The sequence below is a fragment of the Aporhodopirellula rubra genome (genome assembly GCF_014192335.1).
Classification (GTDB): Bacteria; Planctomycetota; Planctomycetia; order Pirellulales; family Pirellulaceae; genus Rhodopirellula; species Rhodopirellula rubra.
Window position 1 is genome coordinate 39,613 of sequence record NZ_JACHXU010000014.1, and the last position, 19,208, is coordinate 58,820.

Annotated in this window: 11 protein-coding genes; 2 read left to right on the forward strand and 9 right to left on the reverse strand. The window is 56.4% G+C overall.

Annotation, left to right across the window (positions count from 1 at the left end; all coding sequences use genetic code 11):
• Positions 1–72 precede the first annotated feature (72 nt).
• The 3 genes from FHS27_RS18495 to FHS27_RS18505 all read right to left on the reverse strand — a co-directional run bounded on the left by FHS27_RS18495 (position 73) and on the right by FHS27_RS18505 (position 7,262).
• Positions 73–1,068, reverse strand: coding sequence for a helix-hairpin-helix domain-containing protein (locus FHS27_RS18495; protein ID WP_184306369.1), 996 nt, complete (start codon positions 1,066–1,068; stop codon positions 73–75).
• A gap of 618 nt (positions 1,069–1,686) precedes the next feature.
• Positions 1,687–6,903 (reverse strand): PAS domain S-box protein, encoded by a 5,217-nt coding sequence (locus FHS27_RS18500; protein ID WP_184306370.1) that lies wholly within the window; start codon positions 6,901–6,903, stop codon positions 1,687–1,689.
• 218 nt (positions 6,904–7,121) lie between these two features.
• Positions 7,122–7,262 carry a hypothetical protein gene (locus FHS27_RS18505; RefSeq protein WP_184306371.1) on the reverse strand — a complete coding sequence of 47 codons (141 nt, stop codon included), beginning with the start codon at positions 7,260–7,262 and terminating at the stop codon, positions 7,122–7,124.
• A 116-nt stretch (positions 7,263–7,378) separates the two neighbouring features.
• On the opposite strand from FHS27_RS18505, the gene FHS27_RS18510 reads away from it, so the two are divergent.
• Positions 7,379–9,337 (forward strand): ATP-binding protein, encoded by a 1,959-nt coding sequence (locus FHS27_RS18510; RefSeq protein ID WP_246420122.1) that lies wholly within the window; start codon positions 7,379–7,381, stop codon positions 9,335–9,337.
• A gap of 77 nt (positions 9,338–9,414) precedes the next feature.
• Here FHS27_RS18510 and FHS27_RS18515 read toward each other — a convergent pair whose 3' ends face one another.
• The 4 genes from FHS27_RS18515 to FHS27_RS18530 are packed head-to-tail and all read right to left on the reverse strand — an operon-like array spanning position 9,415 to position 15,210.
• The gene (locus tag FHS27_RS18515) at positions 9,415–10,683 is read right to left on the reverse strand and encodes an outer membrane protein assembly factor BamB family protein (RefSeq protein WP_246420125.1); all 1,269 of its coding nucleotides are present in this window, start codon (positions 10,681–10,683) and stop codon (positions 9,415–9,417) included.
• Positions 10,680–12,050, reverse strand: coding sequence for a hypothetical protein (locus tag FHS27_RS18520; RefSeq protein WP_184306373.1), 1,371 nt, complete (start codon positions 12,048–12,050; stop codon positions 10,680–10,682). The genes FHS27_RS18515 and FHS27_RS18520 overlap by 4 nt, the downstream gene beginning before the upstream one ends.
• The gene (locus FHS27_RS18525; RefSeq protein ID WP_184306374.1) at positions 12,047–14,557 is read right to left on the reverse strand and encodes a serine/threonine-protein kinase; all 2,511 of its coding nucleotides are present in this window, start codon (positions 14,555–14,557) and stop codon (positions 12,047–12,049) included. The genes FHS27_RS18520 and FHS27_RS18525 overlap by 4 nt, the downstream gene beginning before the upstream one ends.
• On the reverse strand, positions 14,554–15,210 hold the full coding sequence (locus FHS27_RS18530) for a sigma-70 family RNA polymerase sigma factor (protein ID WP_184306375.1): 657 nt from the start codon (positions 15,208–15,210) through the stop codon (positions 14,554–14,556). Before FHS27_RS18530 ends, FHS27_RS18525 begins: the two co-directional genes overlap by 4 nt.
• 630 nt (positions 15,211–15,840) lie before the next feature.
• On the opposite strand from FHS27_RS18530, the gene FHS27_RS18535 reads away from it, so the two are divergent.
• A complete protein-coding gene (locus FHS27_RS18535; protein WP_184306376.1) occupies positions 15,841–16,458 on the forward strand; it encodes a hypothetical protein in 618 nt (205 codons plus the stop codon).
• Positions 16,459–16,637: 179 nt separating this feature from the next.
• On the opposite strand, the gene FHS27_RS18540 is transcribed toward FHS27_RS18535, so the two are convergent.
• Both FHS27_RS18540 and FHS27_RS18545 read right to left on the reverse strand, forming a co-directional pair.
• A complete protein-coding gene (locus FHS27_RS18540) occupies positions 16,638–17,996 on the reverse strand; it encodes a YHYH protein (RefSeq protein ID WP_184306377.1) in 1,359 nt (452 codons plus the stop codon).
• 365 nt (positions 17,997–18,361) lie between these two features.
• Complete coding sequence (locus FHS27_RS18545) at positions 18,362–19,084, reverse strand: YebC/PmpR family DNA-binding transcriptional regulator (protein ID WP_184306378.1); 723 nt, start codon at positions 19,082–19,084, stop codon at positions 18,362–18,364.
• Positions 19,085–19,208 lie beyond the last annotated feature (124 nt).

Genomic DNA, 19,208 nt, shown 5'->3' on the forward strand with positions numbered 1-19,208 from the left:
AACCTCCCGTGCACCCACGCACAGGCGCGCAGATGTGACCAACCTTGCCCTGGCGTTGACTCCTACTGCCAATCAGTTCGGTGTGATTCGACCGTGTCCCTCTTCCCACATCGAAGGCAGTTCGGGGTACGGTGATTGACCGGCAACTGGTTGATGAAAATTGCAATGAGTTGTGTAGTGTTCGCGACACTCGTCTTCGCGACCGCGCACGATTCGGCAGCCTTGCAATTTGCCGAACTGCGACGTGATCACGGTCCACCGACCATGTGACTGCGCGTCGTCGCGGAAGATTACAACCCAATCATGAGTCGTGTTAAGTTCATGTGCTCGAGCGGTGTTGGAGAACATCGCTGTGTAGTGTCGTCCGCCGCGTTCAGTATGAAGGATCGGTAGCCACGCGATGTTCTTTGGGTTGAACTTCGAAGGTGAGATTTTGGGCAGTTGACCGGCGATCGCCTTTTCCCGGTACTCCTCGTCAATGTCCAACAGTTCCTTGATCGGCACGGCCTTTCCTTCGTCAATTTCCGCGCCAGGTTGTGATGGCGAGCCCTCCGTGAGTTTCACTGCAAGCGAGTCTTTGATCGCTTGAACGCGTTTGCGTCCGATGCCGGGAACCCGTTCGAGACGACCCTCCCATGCGGCCGCGTCGAGTTCCGCGAGTGTCTCGATGTGAAGGTGTTCGTGAATCCGATGCGATAGCTCTCGCCCGATACCGGGCACCGTTGAAAACAGCGTCTCCGCATGTGATTCCCCACGAAGACGATCGAGCAGCGACATCCGTCCGGTTTGAAGGTATTGCTGGACCAAGTTCGCGATCGAGTTTCCGACCGATGGCAGCGCGATGAGTCCTTCAATGCCGTCATGTTCGACTAAGACACGGACTGACGTTGGGAGGCTCCGGATCGTTTTGGCCGCCGCATGATACGCACGGACTCGAAATTCGCTGGCCTTCTGATCATTGAGAAGCTGAGCGATTTCATCGAGCGTTTGCGCGATCTGCTGATTCTCGTGAAGCGAATCGATCTCGTCGCTGGCGTGCAGCGGATCGGATGAGTTCAGGACTGCCATGGCGAATTCCTTCAGTGTTCGTTACCTCTGCTGTCGCCGGTGAACGATGACCGCATCGGTGTGCCGTTGTGGGATCGATGGTCCGGTGTGCGGCACTGCGCACAACGAGCCATGTCACCCACCTGAATGTCTTCGAGCGGGCCAATCGGCACAGTCCGTTCCGGCCCGCCCAGCGCTGTCACGTATCACTTTTGCGACAGACGGTCACTCTGGGCAGCGGTGCGGAAGTGGGGGTTACGGGCGAACTGCGGATGCGATGTCCGCCGTAAAGCCGATTCGCCGATAGTGTTGGTCTATGCGTCAATAGCCGCAAACGACGTACCGAGGCCTGGAATCGTGTAGATCGCACTCAATGGCACACAATTGTGACGCGGCGTCGCGCGATGCTGGTCGGAGCCGCACTCCCTTCGACCAATTCCCGAACGAAATCGCACTTCGGCAAACCAATCCGGAAAGCTTGAACGGCACGATAGCCGGTGGATCCCTCCTCTCTAAAGTGGCGTAAACAATTCTTTCCTCGATCCGTCAGCGCCCGGTATCGTCCTGGTGGCGTGGAGGCATGTCACGCCGAAATGACGCGGTTCGCGTCAGTTTGACGCTGGCGTTCTCATGTGGATTTCAGCTGCCTGTCAATTTTGCGACACGGCTGACAAGGTCAACCGCATCGACCGGTTTGGCGACGAATTCGGTGCAACCGGCCGCGAGAGCATCGTTGATCTCTTCGGCCGTCGCACCGGCGGTGAGTGCGATGATTGGAATCGTGACTCCGTGGTCGCGGATCTGTTGGGTAGCTTCGCGACCGTTGAGTTCGGGCATTTGCATGTCCATCAGGATACAAGCGAACGGTCTGCCCTCGCGTTCGGCGTCGCGAACCGCCGCGACCGCTTCGGCTCCGTTGACCACCTCGGACACCTCGGCACCGGCACGGGATAGAAACCGAGTCGTCACGAGTCGAATGTCACGCGCGTCATCCGCGACCAAGACGCGAGCCTTAATCCGGTCGAGTTTCGCACCGCTGGCCCGTCGCGGTTGCAGATCGGCAGGCGTTGGCGTGATCAACTCAGTCAGATCTTCGACGGGAAGACGCAGCGTGAACTCGCTGCCGTGTCCTTCAGTACTCTTCACGGAGATGTCTCCGCCGAGCAGGTTCGCGAGACGTTTGCTGATCACGAGTCCTAATCCAGTTCCTTCGACACCCACAATCTTGCGATCATGGACTTGGGTGAACGTTTGGAACAGGCGATCGAGATTTGCGTTGGAGATTCCGATGCCGGTATCGATCACGCGGAAACAGAGCGTTTCTGGTTCGTCGTCGTCCATGCATGTGACGACACGAACGTTGCCATCAGGTGTGAACTTAAGTGCGTTGCCAATTAGGTTGACGAGAATCTGTTCGACTCGAGATCGATCGCTGCGAAGCCGCAGGGGGACGGAGCCTTCGAATTCGAATACCAGCGGAACGCCGGAGGATTCACTGCGGTGTCGCATTAACTCGTTGATGTCAGCGAGCATCGGAAGGAGTTTGAAACGCGACCGACGCACATCCAATTTGCCAGCTTCGACTTTGGAGAGATCTAAAATGTCGTTGATAATTCGCAAAAGGAAGCGGCCGTTGCGAATGACCGTTTCGAGATGCCCCGCGTCGACTTGTTTGCCTTCTCGAAGATCACGCAGCGACAGATCAGTGAAGCCCAGAATAGCCGACATCGGCGATCGAATTTCATGACTCATGTTGGTCAAGAAATTGCTCTTCGCCAAACTGGCCTCTTCTGCCGCAACGCGGGCGGACTCGAGATACGATTCCGTCTCTTTTCGGCCCGTGACGTCAGTCATGTACACCGCTGCGCCGTTGTCGACGGGAAAGACGCGAGCGTCGTACCATCGTTGTAGTCGACGTGAGTAGTACTCGGTAGTCTCTCCAATTTGCGAACGGTGGACTCGCGCAAGTGCGGCCACCAGCGGAGCCTCGGCATGATCGGAGAATAAGTCTGCGTATTGCCTTCCCACCAAGACGGTTTCGAGACCGGCGAGTTGCTGCGCCGCTTGATTGGCGAATTGAATCTCACCGTTCTCATCGAAACTGATAAACGGGTCGTGGCTTTGTTCGATCACTTCCGTGATGATCGCGCGAGAAGCGGCGAGTTTCTGTTCGGTTAGTTTGCGTTCGGTGATATCCTCGATCAACGCAATGCTGCATTCGAGTTTGCCGTCGACATCGCGTCGCAGAGATGTCGTGAGGTTCGCCCACAGGGTTTGTCCGTCGGCGCGGGTGTAACGTTTCTCGAGTGTGTATCCTTCGATCTCACCACGCTTCATTTGGGCAAAGAGAAGTAGATCCTTGTCGAGATCGTCGGGGTGGGTGATGTCTTGGAACGTCATCGAGGTCAGTTCATCGAGCGAGTAACCCAAAATCTGGCAGAGTTTCTCGTTCGCGTGTAACCATTCCCCGTCGAGGCCGACGTGAGCGATTCCGATCGCGGCGTTCTCGAAAGTCGTTCGGTATTCGATCTCACTATTGCGCAGTGATAGATTTGCCTCGACGACTTCGGTGACATCGCTTTGAATGCCGACGAAGTGGGTTACGTCGCCGTCCGGTCCGGAAACGGGCGTCACGATAAGGTCGTTGTAAAACGGTTTTCCATCGCGCCGGTAGTTCAGAATGGTGACTCGGCAGCTCTCGCGATTGGCAATCGCTTCCCGGATTTGTTGAACATCGGCGGGGTCGGTCTTGGGGCCCTGCAGGAACCGGCAATTGCGGCCCGTGATGTCATCGAGGCGGTAGCCTGTCAGTTTCTCGAATCCCTGGTTTGCGTAGACGATCGGCATGTCGTCTTTGGTCGCATCCACAATGAGAAAACCGTTACTCGCCGCATCAATTGCTCGTGTCCGCAGGCGGAGTTGCTCTTCCGCCTTGCGCATGGACGTGATGTCATAAATCGTGATGGCGGCGGCATTCACCCGCTCGTATTCGTCCAGCACCGGAGTCACGCGAATTTGGAGAGTCAGTTCGCGCGACCCAACACGCGTTGATACTTCTTGAGCCCCCGCTTCGCCTCGGCGAGCGATTTCGCGTAGCATCGTTTCGCATATTTCGCTCACCGATGAAGGCAGCACATCGTTGAGTCCCGCGTTGCGCGAAACATCGAGGTCGTGATTGAACAGACGCACTGCACCGCGATTCCAACTGGTAATGCGAGAATCAAGATCTACTCCAATGATCGCGTCGGTGCTGTCCTGCACGATCGAGGTGAGTTTGCGAAGTTTGTCAGCGGTTTCCTTGACGGTTCGTAGGTTCGTCATCGTCAGGACGATGCCACCGCGATCTCGGTAAGGAGCGACTCTCAACAGAATCGGCTCGTCGCGACGATCGACCGTTTCGAGTTCGATGGGTTGGTTCTCCGCTTCCACCTCGCGTACCAATTTGATGAGGTCGATGCCTTCGAGTGCGTGAGCGTAGTCCGAGAGTGTTTCGCCTTTGGCGTCGTTGCGCCGGATCAAAAGAATGTCAGCCGCAGCAGGGGTCACTTGCCGAATATTTAGGTCGGAATCGAGCAGCACGATACCGACATCGCTTTCCCGCATCACGTTTTCGAGATCTCGGGTCATCTCTGTCAGCAATTGCAATCGCCGGCTGCTTTCGGCGTTGGTCGTGTGCAGTTCTTCGTTGACGCTGTGCAGTTCCTCGTTCGTGCTCTGCAACTCCTCGTTGCTGCTGGTCAGTTCTTCATTGCTCGATTGGAGTTCCTCATTGGTGGTCTCCACTTCCTCGATCGTTGCTTGCAGGTTTTCTCGCGTGAAGTCGAGATCCATCTCGAGCATTCGGATTCTCTCTTCCGCCAAGACGTTGTTATGCGGTGTGTGAACGTCACTGGTGTTTGACGAAATCGCCTTTGACACGGCGTGTGGACTGGGGAGGGAAGGAGTTTCGGGCTTCGCAATGTGCTCGAATGTGATGAAGTAATGCGTTTCGGAGTACGTCGGGTGATGCAGTGCTCTGACGTGAACGTCGATGCGTTCCCCGTTCACGATTCCTCGTTCGGAACAGAGCGGAGATTGGTGATGACGGATTCGCTGGATCGTGACGGCAACGGGTAACCGAAGTGATTCAACGAGCATGTCGTCAATCGTCCCGTTGAGTCGACCGGGCCGCGTTTCAATAAAACGCGAAATGTCACCGAAAATTTGCAGAGGTCGCATTCCCTCATCGACGAGAATCCCCGACGGTGCATACTGTTCCAGTAGGCGGTCATACGATCCGATCAAGGCAGGCGACGGACCACGCGACGTTCGTGGTCGGAGCGAAACGGATGCGTTCGTTGGAGGGCGTTTACGTAACTTCAAATCCAGAGGCAAGCGAGATTCGCGTTCCTTTTGGAAGATACGCCATTGTTTGTCCAGGACCGCGAAGTCATCGTCCAGATCACCCGGCGTTTCGCTCGGTCCGAGCCAAAGGACACCCCGTGACCGCATCGCATGGGCAAACATGTTGAGAACGCGGGACTGAGCGTCTTCGACCAGATAGATCAGCAAATTGCGACACGAGATCAGATCCATGTTGGTGAAGGGAGCGTCTTGCAGAACGTCATGTCGAGCGAAGACGATCGTGTTCCGGATCGCCGGGATGATTTCGAATCCGTCATCGGTCTGGCTCAGGTATTTTTCGCGAAACTCACTCGGTATCTCGGCGAACGAGCTCTCGGGAAAGAGACCGCGTTGGGCGTACCGAATCGCATCGGGATGAACGTCGGTCGCGAAGATCTTGATCGTGAAATCGATTCCTGACTTTTCACGTTCGTGATGGATCAACATCGCGATGCTGTACGCTTCCTGTCCGGTGGCGCAGCCTGCGATCCAGGCGCGGAACTCATCGCCCTCCGCTTTCCCGCTGACCGCCGTTCGGATGCAGCGATTCGCGAGACGATGATAGCCGTCGGGGTCGCGAAAGAATCGTGTCACGCCAATCATCAAGTCATCGGCTAGTCGAGAAAGCTCGGTCGGATCGCTGTCGAGCTTTGCGATGTACCTGTCCAACTCGTCAATCTTCGACAACATCATGCGTCGCGATAATCGACGGGTAAACGTGCCGTGTTTGTACTGACCAAAGTCGATGCCACACGATTTTTCCAAGCGGCTGTAAACCGCCGTTAATTCGTTACGTTCAATCGATGGTGCAGTCTGCGCGATGACTCGGTCGATCTCCGAGCCACCGAGAAACGCCACCAGGGATTCGGCGAGCTCGGCGACGGGAGCAACCACGTGAACCGCGCCGGTCTTCATCGCGTTGAGCGGCATGCTGTTAAACTGGGCACTGTCTTCATCTTGAGAGATGACGAGTCCCCCGGCGCGATTGACGCTCTGAATCCCATCGCTGCCGTCGCTGCCAGTGCCCGACAACACCACTGCGGCAATGCGACGTTCTTTTTCATTGGCTAAGGAGTGAAAGAACTTGTCGATCGGAAGGTTCAACTCGCCGTCGTCTTCACGGTCTTCCAGTTGAAGGCGGCCATGCTCGATGACGACGTGTTTGCCCGGCGGCAACAGGTAAACCGTGTTGGGCTGTGGAACCAGGGATTCGGTCACCTGGATCGCACCCATCCGAGTCCGGCGGCCCAGCAATTCGCTCATGTGGCTCTGGTATGCCGGCGAAAGATGTTGCACGACGACAAAGGCCGCCCCTGTCGTGGAGGGCAGTTGTTCGAACAAGGTCTCGAGTGCCGAGAGTCCGCCTGCAGACGCCCCAATTCCGACGATCGAAACGCCGCTGAGGTCTGAATCGGAACGTCGCGTCGTTTCGTTTTGGATGGCTACGTCGTCTGGGTAGGCGGGTTGGTCCATGGGCGGCTGTTATGAAGCCTCAACAGAAGACCGAGGCGGAAGGAAAATCGACAGAACACTCGAATACAGAATTTACCGGGGCGTTGACGAATACGAAACAGCCGCCTCGATGAAAGGGGTGGGAATCTTGGCTCACCTGTGACGGTATTCAAATAGCGTGCCGAACCCTGGAATGCCGTGCCCGCAGGGTTGTGTTGGATGATGGTCGAGCATGTTGGTCAGTTATCAGCCAGTGTCATGCACGCCTGAACATTGGCATACGCCGCGTCGACTCGCGGCGGGTACTCACCATTGAAACGCGATTGGTTATCGCCCAGAATGCCGCCGCAAAGAATCACGAAGCAGTTTTCCGCGGTCACGACGTGCATCCTCCGTCGTGGTCGTTTGAGAGATGGACTTTTCAATTATCGCAAGATCGTCGAAGGCTCTCCTGTTCGTGATACCAACGTCACGAGAACTGATTCAGGCCTTCCCTTTGAAATCTCACAGTACGAGCGAAGAGCGATTGAGGCTAGCGGTATCCGTAGCCGAATTCGGGATCATCGAAATCGATTACGAAAGTGGAACCGCCGTCGCTGACGAAAAAGCCGCTGAACTGTTCGATGTTCCATCATCGGTTGCGTTGTCACGCCGCGAGGTGCATCAACGCATTCACTCCGAAGATGTTGAGGATGTCGAGCGGAGGGTAGCGGAGTCGTTGAAACCCGACGGCAAGGGCGAATTCGCGATGCAGCACCGCGTCGTCCACCGTGATGGGACGGTGAAATGGGTCAACGTGCGTAAGCGGATTTTTTTCAACGAGAAGCACGGCACACGTGTTCCCGTTTCGGGAATGGTCGCCGCCGTTGATATCACCGAACAGAAGGAATCCGAACAGAAGATTCGATCGAAAGAGAACCGACTGAAACTCGCTGCCAAAACCACCGGGTTTGGAACTTATGATCTGAACGCTCGCAGCAGTGAAACGATTTGGTCGGACGAGATACTTCAAATCTTCGGAATCGATAACGGACGGTCGTTCACCCGGAGCGACATGTTCGAACAGATCCATGCGGACGATCGAGATCGCTATCGAGAATTGTTTCAACAGCTACTGCGTCGCGATGCGCCGGAAAACTTCAAGTTGGAACACCGGATCGTTCGACCCTCGGGGGAAGTGCGATGGATCGTCAATTCGGGATGTGTGCTCTTTAAACAAGGACAGGCCTCGGGATTTCCTGATCGTGTGATTGGAACGATGCAGGACATCACCGAACGAAAACTTTTCGAACAATCGCTGCAGCGAGCACGACGCGCCGCCGAAGCCGCCAACCGATCACGGGGCGAATTCCTTGCAAACATGTCGCACGAAATTCGGACACCGATGGCCGCCATCATCGGACATGCGGATATTTTGCGAGATCATTTGAGCGATCCTGACAATTTGCAAGTCGTTGAAACGATCCGTCGAAACGGGAATTTCTTACTCGGCATTATCAACGACATTCTGGACCTGTCAAAAATCGATGCGGGCAAATTGGAAGTCGAACGCGAACCGGTTCGTCCGGACGCGATCGTCGCTGAGGTACGCTCGCTGATGGACGTTCGGGCTGCCGAAAAGAAGCTTCCTTTGAAAGTGTCGTTCAATGGCCCTGTGCCTGCAACACTGAACACGGACGCGATTCGCGTTCGGCAAATTCTCGTTAATCTCGTCGGCAACGCGATTAAGTTTACCGACGAGGGGAAAGTCGAGCTGATTGTTCGTTTTGACCAAGAGGCGAGCGTGCTGCACTTCGAAGTCGCCGATACCGGGATCGGGATCCGATCGGAGGACCATGAGTCGCTGTTTGATCCCTTTGTGCAAGCCGACAACACCTCGACCCGGTCCTTTGGCGGGACCGGATTGGGGCTCGCGATTTGCCAGCGACTCGCTCACGCCCTCGGCGGTGAAGTGAAAGTGGAGAGTGAGTTCGGCGTTGGCAGTGTCTTCACGCTTTCGATCGCCGTTGCCAAAGGCGTTCCGCTGATCAAGCCTGACTTGGGGCTGGACATCCACTCGGAACAGAGGGGCGTTGAGGTCGAACTGTCTGCGAGAGTGCTCGTCGTTGATGACCGTCGGGATATCCGTTACCTGGCTCAGCACTTCATCGAAAAAGCGGGCGGTGAGGTTCTCACGGCGACCAACGGTAAGGAGGCGATTGACTTCATCGAGAGCGAGACCAAACCCGATGTGGACTTGATCGTGATGGATATGCAAATGCCGGTGATGGACGGATACGAGGCAACCAGCGAGCTGCGCAAACGGGGCTGTACGCTGCCGATCATCGCCTTGACCGCCAACGCGATGAAAAGTGATCGCGACGCATGCTTGGCCGCGGGGTGTACCGACTACACGACCAAACCGCTCAATAGCCGGAAACTGATCACGATGATTGATCGATTGGTTAACGTCTGATTGGATCGGGGCATTTCTAAAGCGATTCGCTGTCCGATCGCCTCGCGATGCATAAGGTGGCGAGGTAACAACGTGGTTCACTCGATGCAGTACAACGCCTGATCGCTGCGGAGGTACAGTTTGCCATCGCTAACGGCGGGGGAGGCATTGAAATCAGATTCGTCTGATGCGAATCGATTCCGTGCGATCGGCTGGAACGTGTCGCCCGGTTGGAAAACGATCGTGCCGCTGCGCCGCGTGACCACGTAGATGGAATCGCCGATCAAGACGGGGGAAGCGTAGACGGGGCGGCCACTTTCCAAATCACCAACGCGTTGACGATAGACGACCTCACCGTCATCCGCGGACGTGCAGTATGCGATGCCTCGATCGTCGATCCAGTAAAATCGTCCCTCGTGCAACAGTGGCGTCGCGACATAACTGCTCGATCGGTTCGTCCATAAAACATTTTGATCGGTTACGTCAGCATTGCCTGATTGTTTGCCTTCAGCTTCGACTGCGATGCTGCCCGAGGCGCGATAGCCGCCGAAACTGTACACGGTGTTGCCGTCGACGATGACCGACGGCGAGACGTTGCCTGTCATCGGGGTGGAGGCATACCAATCCAGTTCCCCAGACGTCGGGTCGAGTGCCCAGATTTGTTCGGGGACACTGATCACAATCTCGTCACCGGCGGTCGATCGGACGAGTCGCGGCGTGCCGTAGGTCAATTCGAGCATTCGATCGCTTTTTCGCCATCGCTCACGCCCACTCGCAGTGTCCAACGCGATGATCGCTTTCGCCTCTTCGGCCGCATTGACGATCACGGTGTCTTCGTACAACAGAAGGCTGGCCCCGGAACCCCATCTGCGATTGCTGGACCCTTTTCCCGTATCCACGCTCCAGTTCAGCTTCCCATCGAGCGTGAGCGAATGCACACCGCCTTTGCCGAGGAACACGTAGATGTTCTTGCCGTCGGTAACGGGTGTGTTGCTCGCGTAACCGTGTTCGGTGATGTAACCGCGGAAACCGTCTTCTCGATAGTCGATCGGGAAATCATAAGCCCACTGTTGTTTGCCCGTTTTCTTGTCGAAACACAACGCCTGACGCATCGCGGGAGAACCGTTTGCCACGTAACACGTGACGATGACGCGATCGCCAACAATGATCGGGCTGGACGATCCGCTGCCTGGTAAGTCCACCTTCCACGCGAGGTTCTGCGAATCGCTCCACGTCGTTGTGACGGATTCGTCGGAGTGAGCCGATCCGTTGGGACCGAGAAACGCGGGCCAGTCCTCGGCGAACACGGTCGACGAAGTGAGCAAGCCGGACAGAATGGCCGCGACGAACACGGATGATCGAATCATGAGCGGGGCACCGTTTGCGGTTCAGGGGACGGATGTTTGAACTGACGGCGTGCGGCGATCGCAATCCCGCTCGTGATCGCAACAATCGCCGGGTAAGCGGCCGCCGGCAAACGTGGGACCGCTGTCACACCGACCGGTTGATTTTGCGACGACGCGGCTTCCTCGAGTGACGCCATGATCGCATCGAGTACCGGACCGGACAGCGGCGGGACGACTCCGCTTGCCACCATTCCTAACGAGCGATGCAACATGACTGCGGACTCGAGTTGCACATCGATCGAAAGGTTTTCAATCGTGAATTTGGGTGACGGCAACAGCACACGATCCAACGCGATCATGCCGCCGGGGCCACTGAACCAACCGGCCATCAACTCGTCCGCGATTTCGATGCGCTCCTCCGGAGACGCTTCGATCACGCGTTTGAGCAGTGGCAGAGTATCGCGACTGAGTTCCCACTCGTTTTGGACGTTCTGGCCGTCTTGGTGAGACTGTCCGAATCCCCAAAGAGGAACCCACTTCAGCAATCCGTGATCATGCTCTCGCGATTCATCATCGGATGCCAACAACAACGCACCCGCTTCGCTGGACTCGGTCGTTTCGCTCTCCACCACGAATCCGTCGGATTCAGGCTCGATCGTCGACACCGGTTGCACGGAATCCGCAGCCGACACGGCGGTCGTTTGCTCGCTACTCGCCGAGGTCAACGAGCTAATTGCAGCATCGATCGCAACGACCGCGCGCGGGTTGCTTTGTTGAACGAGGAAATCGCCGCCGACGTTACCGCCCGAGGTGAAGTTGCTACCGGAGCTGTTACCGGTAGATACCGTCGCGTTGAAGTTCGTGTTGTTCGAGCTAGAATTGCTCGATGGGCTGCTTCCGCCGAGCGAATTGTTGGAGGAATTGCTGGAAGAAAACGACTCGCCCGATGCGTTCGACTGCGCCGACGTAATTGGGGATTGTTGGTCTGCGCGATTCGGCTCATTGTCGCGCGACAGCCGCCGGTTGACTGGATCCCGCCGGTCGGAGTCTCTCCTGATTGGATCTCTTCCGCCGGCCCGGTCCAAATCGTTTCCGCGCGAGTCATTCGATCGCAATTGATCCTCACGCGCACCGTCTCGTTGTGCGGCATCGCCCCGCTGCGAGTCGATGCCACGTTGTTCCCGGGCTCGATCCGCACCTCCTGGAATGCCGCGAGCCGACGATACTTCGGCAGAAGTCGACGAAAAGTCACCCGTGACGTCTCTGCGCGATGGAGGGTCGGTAACGTGTTCGACCGTCTCGCCGAATTGAAAGATGCCTCCGGCGAGCAACGTTCGAACTTCGAGTCGTTCGAGTCGCAACAGTCGTGACTCATTCGCATCACTCATGATTCGCCTCTTAGTTGATTCAAATTGGTTTCGTGTTTTTGTAGAAAGATTCGGTACCTTGGAACTTGCGGGGCCAAGTCCACCGCGAGTTGTTGATGCGAAATCGCTTCGTCGTAATACTCTTCGGCTTGACGACGATCACCGAGTTGTTCGCAGAGGAATCCGAGATTGTTCAGGATACCGCCCGTCATGCTGTGGACTTCGGCGTCATCAGGAAATGCCTCTCGCAGTGCACTCGCATGTTCGTTTGCTCGGAGGAATGACTCACGTGAAAGTTCGAGATCACCGATCGCAGCGAGCGATAACCCGAGGTGATTGAGGCTGATACCGAGGTCGCGACGAAAGGTTTGCTGGTCGGGCCAACGTGCCCGTAATTGTTCGCTGATGTCAATGGCTTGGCGAAGCGACGTGATGGCGTCGCGGTGACGTGACTGTTCGGCCTGTGCGGTCGCCAACGTGTTGAGCGTCAACACGACTTGCGTTGCCGCCTGAGCGTCGCCCCGATCACGGTTGAGTCGGTCCAACTGCCCGCCGAGAGAACGCCTCGCCAACACGGACGCCTGTGACGGGTCGCGTTTGACCAACACACCCGCGAGATTGGACTGAATTGTCGAACGCAATTTTTCCTCATCCTCATTCTTCTCGAGTAATTCGATTGCACGCTGATAAACCGTTTGGGCTTCGTCGACGTTTTCCGTATCGCTCAGCATTTGCCCGAGGTTATTCAACGTCGTGGCGAGTTCTCTCGTTGATGATTCGTTTCCGAGTGAGTGTAAACGCGTCTGGTTTACGATCGCTTTGCCAAACCAAGACGTCGCTGCATCGAGGTCACCACTGCGGGCATAGCGTTCGGCCAAGTTGTTTTGACTGACGGACCACTGCAACTGGATGTCGTCGTTGCGTGGATCATTTCGTGCGACTTCTTCGAGCAGTTCTTCTGATCGAATCAGGGCCTTGATCGCGTCCGCGTTCTGGCCGAGTTCACCCTTAATCGTGCCAATCTTCCCGTAGGTGATTGCCAGATCGAGTTGTTGTTCACGGTTCGTCGCCGAACTCGCGTCCGACTCGGATTCCAGGCGTTGGTAGTATCCGAGTACTTGCAGAAGCAATCGTTGCCTGGCGGCGTTTGCTGCCGGGATGTCATCGAGCAATTCTGCGACCTTTGAACCGAGTCCGTCAATCGCTTCTCGAGCGACGATTAGGTTGTTGATCGCCTTGGTTGCATTCGTGTCGGAGACGCGTTTTTCGGCTGCCAATAAGACTGTTCCGATTGCAAATCCGGCAATCATCAACAGACCGATCACCGTCCCCGCCGCAACCAAACCTTGATATCGCACGGCATAACGAACGCAGTGATCCAACAAAGTCGGCGGACGTGCGATGGTAGGTTCCCCCGCGAGTACCCGGCGGAGATCGTCCGCAAATTTCTGAGCCGTTTCGTAGCGATCGTCGCGTCGTTTGGCCATCGCCTTCGCAACGACGGTATCGAGATCGCGAGGAATATCACGGCAATGCGTTTGCAGCGACACCACAGAATCCTCATCAATTTGACGAAGGATCGCGGGAGCATCCACGCCGTCGTGGGCCGGTTTACCCGAGAGGACTTCGTAGAGTGTCGCACCGAGCGAATAGACGTCGGCTCGACCGTCCACGATCGCGGATTCGCCGCGTGTCTGCTCCGGGCTCATGTAACGCATCGTACCGATCACATCGCCCGACTGCGTCAACGACACATCGTTTTGCACTCTAGCGAGTCCGAAGTCACTGATCCAGGCTTTCCCTTCACTATCGATGATCAGGTTGGACGGTTTGATGTCTCGATGAATGATTCCGAGTTCGTGTGCAGCATGCAAACCTTCGGCAACGGCAATGGCCTGTGTCACGACGGCACGCCAACCATCATGCGTGGCGGGCGTCTTGCCTCGTTCGATCACTTTGTCGAGCGAGTCACCGGCGACGTACTGCATCGCGTAGAAATGCGTTCCCCGCTCGCATCCGACCGCGAAGATCGGCACGATGTTGGGATGCTGCAAACACGCTGCTGCCTCGGCTTCGTGTTGGAACCGAGTCAGCTTTTGTTGGTCGAGTATCGAGGCGAGCGGCAGCAGTTTGATTGCCACGGTCCGTCGAAGTGATAGCTGTGTGGCGCGGTACACGACGCCCATCCCGCCACGACCGATCTCTTCATGTAACTCGAAATCGCCGAGACGGTGGGCGGTCGAGTCTTTATCGGCGATCAGTCGCGGTGCGGGACTGCGTACGGCGAGTTGATGAAGGTTTTCGAGTCCGTCGACGCAATCCCGCAGTGCATCACGCAGTTCCGGATTCGACCGGGTCAGCGACTCAACCGAGGGTGGCAGTCCCGATTCCAAGGCGGACATGTACTCATCGAGCAGATCGGCGAGTTGGTTCTTTTGGTCGCCGGTGAGATTGCGCATCACGAGCGGTTCATCGTCTGACCAATCCTCACGTGATTCGAACGCCAACGCATTGACCGGCGTGATCATGAGAGGTCTCCTGCCATGTTGACGTCACACACTTCTTTGAATTTTGCAATCGCTCGCAACCATAGCATCCGTGCGGCACCTGGTTTGATGTCCATCTTTGTTGCGATTTCTTCGAACGAGCATCCCTGCAAATTGCGATACACGATCACGTCGTGATAGCTCGGTTTCAGCTTTGCAAGTTGATCGGCCAGGTCCGCGGCGAGTTCACGCCGGCATACGATCTCACTCGGCGTGGCCGCAGGATCGGGAATTAGATTCGACAACCCCGCGATGCTGTCATCGATCCGCTTAGCCACTTTGTCGAGCGAAACTTCGCGGCGGATGTCGCGTTTCTTTGCGAACACGTTCCGCTCGATTGCGTGACTGAGATGGTGGCTGAGAATTTGTCGCAGCCATGCGAGCAGTTCGCCCTCGCTGCCACCACGAAATTGATCGAAATCCCGGTGGGCAGCCAGCATGGTTTCCTGAACCAAGTCCGACGTACTCATCCTTCGCCGCAGACGCGCATCCAACTGAGTCGTCGCCAAAATATTGAGATAGTTTCGGTATATCTGCAACAAGTCCCCGAGCGATTGGCGGCGTCCGCTGCGAATACGGGTGATCATTTCCGAAATGGAAACTTCCGGAGCGGCTTCGGCAGGAGCAGAGGACATGCGTGTGCCTTTTTGAGCGTTCATGGGTGACTGTTTGTCGAAATCGTGAACCACATTGGTCGTATGATTCTTAGGTCCGACTTTGAGATGAGATGTCACACTGAAATGCGTCGTTTCACCGCACTTTGGGTCAAAAACTTCTCTTTTTCGTGACAAACGAAGCGGAAATTCGCCCTTGAGTACGTTGGCGTCGTGCTCGAAACGCATTCCATGCTCTCGTGTCGCTATGAGCAAACGAGAGCGACAAGTCCCCCAAAATGACTCGCAAATCGATTTTCGTGGCTTCGATGACAGTCTTACGCTCCAAGGCGAAAACAGGTTGACCGCTGGGCGAGTTTAGGACGTCGCAAGCCCCAAGATCGTACGATTCGCTTCGCATCGGCCTGCGTGGTGTGTCGTTATCGGCGAATTTTGATCTTGGATGGCCCTGTTGGAAACGGGTTCGCGCATTACGTCCTGCAATCCCCATGCTTGATCCAATCGAAGCGTTCGTGGGCACTGAATCGGAATTCTCCCGTCCTGTCGCCCTACGGCGAGTGAAACATCGCGAGCGGTCTGGTCTTCCCCCCCTCGTTTCGATTGCGGATGAAGCATTCCCTATTTCACACGAATTCAAGAAAAGGAATTTCAATGAATCCTGTCTCCTCCACGTCAGCGTTTTCGCAGACTCAAGTCAGTTCCAGTGCCAGCCGCGCTCAATCGGCAGGCCAAAGTCCGGCGAAACGGTTGGATGAATCGTTGTCGGCGTTCCTGACCGAAAAGGGCGTCTCGAGTGAAGATCAGACCGCGATCAAGTCTGAACTGAGTGACGCAATCACGTCGTTGGTGAGCGCCGGTACGGCCGTCAGCCCAACGGAAGTCAAAGCGGCATTGAGCGAGATTTTGAGCGACCGCGGTCTTGATGGAGAAGGCTTCGTCAGCCAACTCGGGACACCCGGATCAGGCGGTAGGCAGGGCTCATCATCCAGGGAACAAGGCGGGCAACGCGTTGGTGGTGGCCGTCGTGGCGGCGGAGGCGGTGGCCCACGCGGCGCGGGCGGACCTCCTCCGGGCGGCCGACCGGGCGCCGCGGATGAATCGACCGAAACAACGTCCACATCCGAAACCAGCGAAATCGATGATCTGCTCGCTTGGTTGGAATCGCAGACCAGTGAAAGCGAATCGAACTCTGGATCCAAGACAACGACGCACACTCTACCAGGATCGTTCATCAAACGCGGCGGCGGGAATCTCGACGCGACTGTATAACGGAAGTGCAGTACGGAAACGCCGGAGGGCGTTGGTCATGGTCTGTCTTGCCCCGGAACCAGGCCAGCGTCCGACGGCTTTGTGTGTCGCTTTCAATCAAGACAAGCGAGCGATGAGCCAGAGTCAGGGGCAAAACCCGTTTGAGTTCGTTTGCAAGGGGCTACAGTCATTGGCTACGATCACCGGCCGCGAAAGTCGGGGCGGCGGAGATTTCCGTTTGATCCCGCGGGCCCCATCGGATGTCCGCCGGGCGGTGCGTTTTGATGCAACAAACGTTGCTGATCCTTTGTCAAAATGCTTTCAAGTCGTTGGTCGACGTGCGTCTGCAGTTGCTCAAGTTCCCGGCTTTGCGCCGCGGTTAGATTCAAGAATTGACGCACGAATGCGGGCAGCACAACGCCTGGCAACGGAGGTCCAGGATGCATCCCTTCGCCACCTGGAGTTCCGTTAGGAGGCCCACCAATGCCCGGCATCGGTCCATCAAATCCACCACGACTTTCGCCGCGAATTCGCCCGTCGCGATCACCCGGGCCGCTGGCAAAACGGTCGTCACCTCGTCCACCAAAGCCGCGTTCGCGAGAACCGAAACCACCTGCCCCGGAGTTACCAGGATGCATCGAGCCAGGGCCCAACGAACCAGGGTTTGGGCCGTGGCGGAAATCTTCTGATGGAGTTCCCCGGTAGCAACGTGGTACAACGGGCCATGCTTCCGTCATGAAATAGGCGTACGTGCCGTCTGAGTATTCGGGCGTGATTGTGAAGCGGCCGTTGCACTCATCCAAGTCACCGCTGCCTTCGACGTGTTCGTAATCGCGCACAAACGTACCGTCGTACTTTCCGTCGGGCGCGTTGCCGCCCGGGCGACTGCCTTTCTTGAGTTGATAACTCGATGTTAACTTCACAACATCGGAATCCGAGTTCTTCGGATCACTGTAACCGTAGACCGCGTAAATCGGGAAACCGTCCGCCGCCCATCCGATCAGAGGCGAGTGCTGCCCCGCTTCCACTTTGACTGAATCGATCAATCCGGTCGGTAGCCCGTGGTAGTGATATTTGCCGGTCGGTTGCACGTGAGCATGCGAAACATCAATTCCGAGCGCGATCGCACCTGACAATGGCTCGTACTGCCACCCCGGTTCTCCGTCGTAGAACTCGCCCGCGCCCGGATCAAACGGCACCCCGTTGATTGCAACGCCGAATTCGCCATGCATCGGAGTGATCCGATCGGCGATTTTGGGATTGGCGGGGACCCGATATTCATGTCGTTGGGCGGTAATACGATTTGGGTTTCCGCGGTTTGGGAACGCGCCCGTTCTATGATTGGGAATGCCGTTGGCGCGGATGATCCGTTCGTCGCCGACGACCTCGATCGAGACTTCGTTCTTGATCGCAGGAGTCGATGTGGCCGGCAGCGGTTTGAGGACGCCTCGCTGTGTGATGGTGTGCAAGCGAGGACGTGGCGGTTGTTGGGCGATCGCGATTGCGGTCGCGCCGACGCACAGGGTAGCCAAGCTACACATGATCCAACGACGTTTCATGGTCACGGTCTTTGGGTATGAGAATCGGTTGGGGGCGGGCCCCTCTTTATCGTTTCCAACGTCACCAAGCACCAACTGCGCTCGCGCGAACGCAGTTTCCTCTCTATCACGTACAGTGACTGTTGGTTGCTATCTCATGCGTTCTGGAACGCCGATGTGGGCCACGAGAACCGATGTGTTTTTGAAAAACATCTACCGCGTGTACAGTGTCATACCCTATGACGAGTCACACGCGGTCCGCGATCGAGCGGCGACGAGAGCACATCAATCAATGATGTGCCCGAACACAGCAAACCAATCCGGTTCCCCGAAGTTTTTCGAAATCGCAATCTTGCGACATCACGCACGCCTCGCTGAGAAGTGCCTTAAGCCGGCAGCTTTGCGTTGTGATAGATTTCTTGGACGTCGTCGCAGTCGTTTAGCATGCCGACAAATTTCTCGAACATCGGGACGTCGTCCTCTGAAATTTCGCTGCTGGTTTGAGGAATGAACGAGATTTCGTCGACGGCCAAAGTCGTGTCGGGGTAGCTATCGAGAATCGCCTGTTTCGCTTTTGCGTATTCGGTCGTGGGGGCAAAGACGAGAATTTGTCCGTTCTGTTCCTCGACGTCGCTCACATCCACCTCCGCCATCAACAGTGCTTCGAGAACCTCATCGACGGACGGACCGTCAAACGCAAACACCGCGAGATGGTCGAACGAGTGAGCGACTGAACCGGGGGCACCAAATTTGGAACCGGTTTTGGTGAAGCAGTTTTTCACATCCGTGATCGTCCGCATGTTGTTGTCTGTCAAGCAGTCGATGATCACGGCACAACCTCCGGGGCCATAGCCCTCGTACCGGGCGCTGACATAATCTTCGCCACCGACGCCTTTGGCTTTCTCCAGCGCGCGGTCGATCACATGAGCGGGCACTTGGTCGCGTTTGGCTTTCTCGATCAACGCTCGCAGTGACGAGTTGTTTACAGGATCGGCCCCGCTGTTTTTGGCCATCACGTAGATTTGCTTGCCATATTTCGAGTAGACCTTCGTTTTCTGGCCCGCGGTTTTGGCCATCGATACCTTGCGAACTTCGAAACTTCTGCCCATCGCGATTGACTCGTACTTTTTTGAATTGTTGGGGGTGGGGGATGTTAATGATTCCGGTCGCCATCCTAACGTGCCTGGCTTCCCGATGGCAGGCTGCCATTTTTGACACGGTTGACGCGGCGTA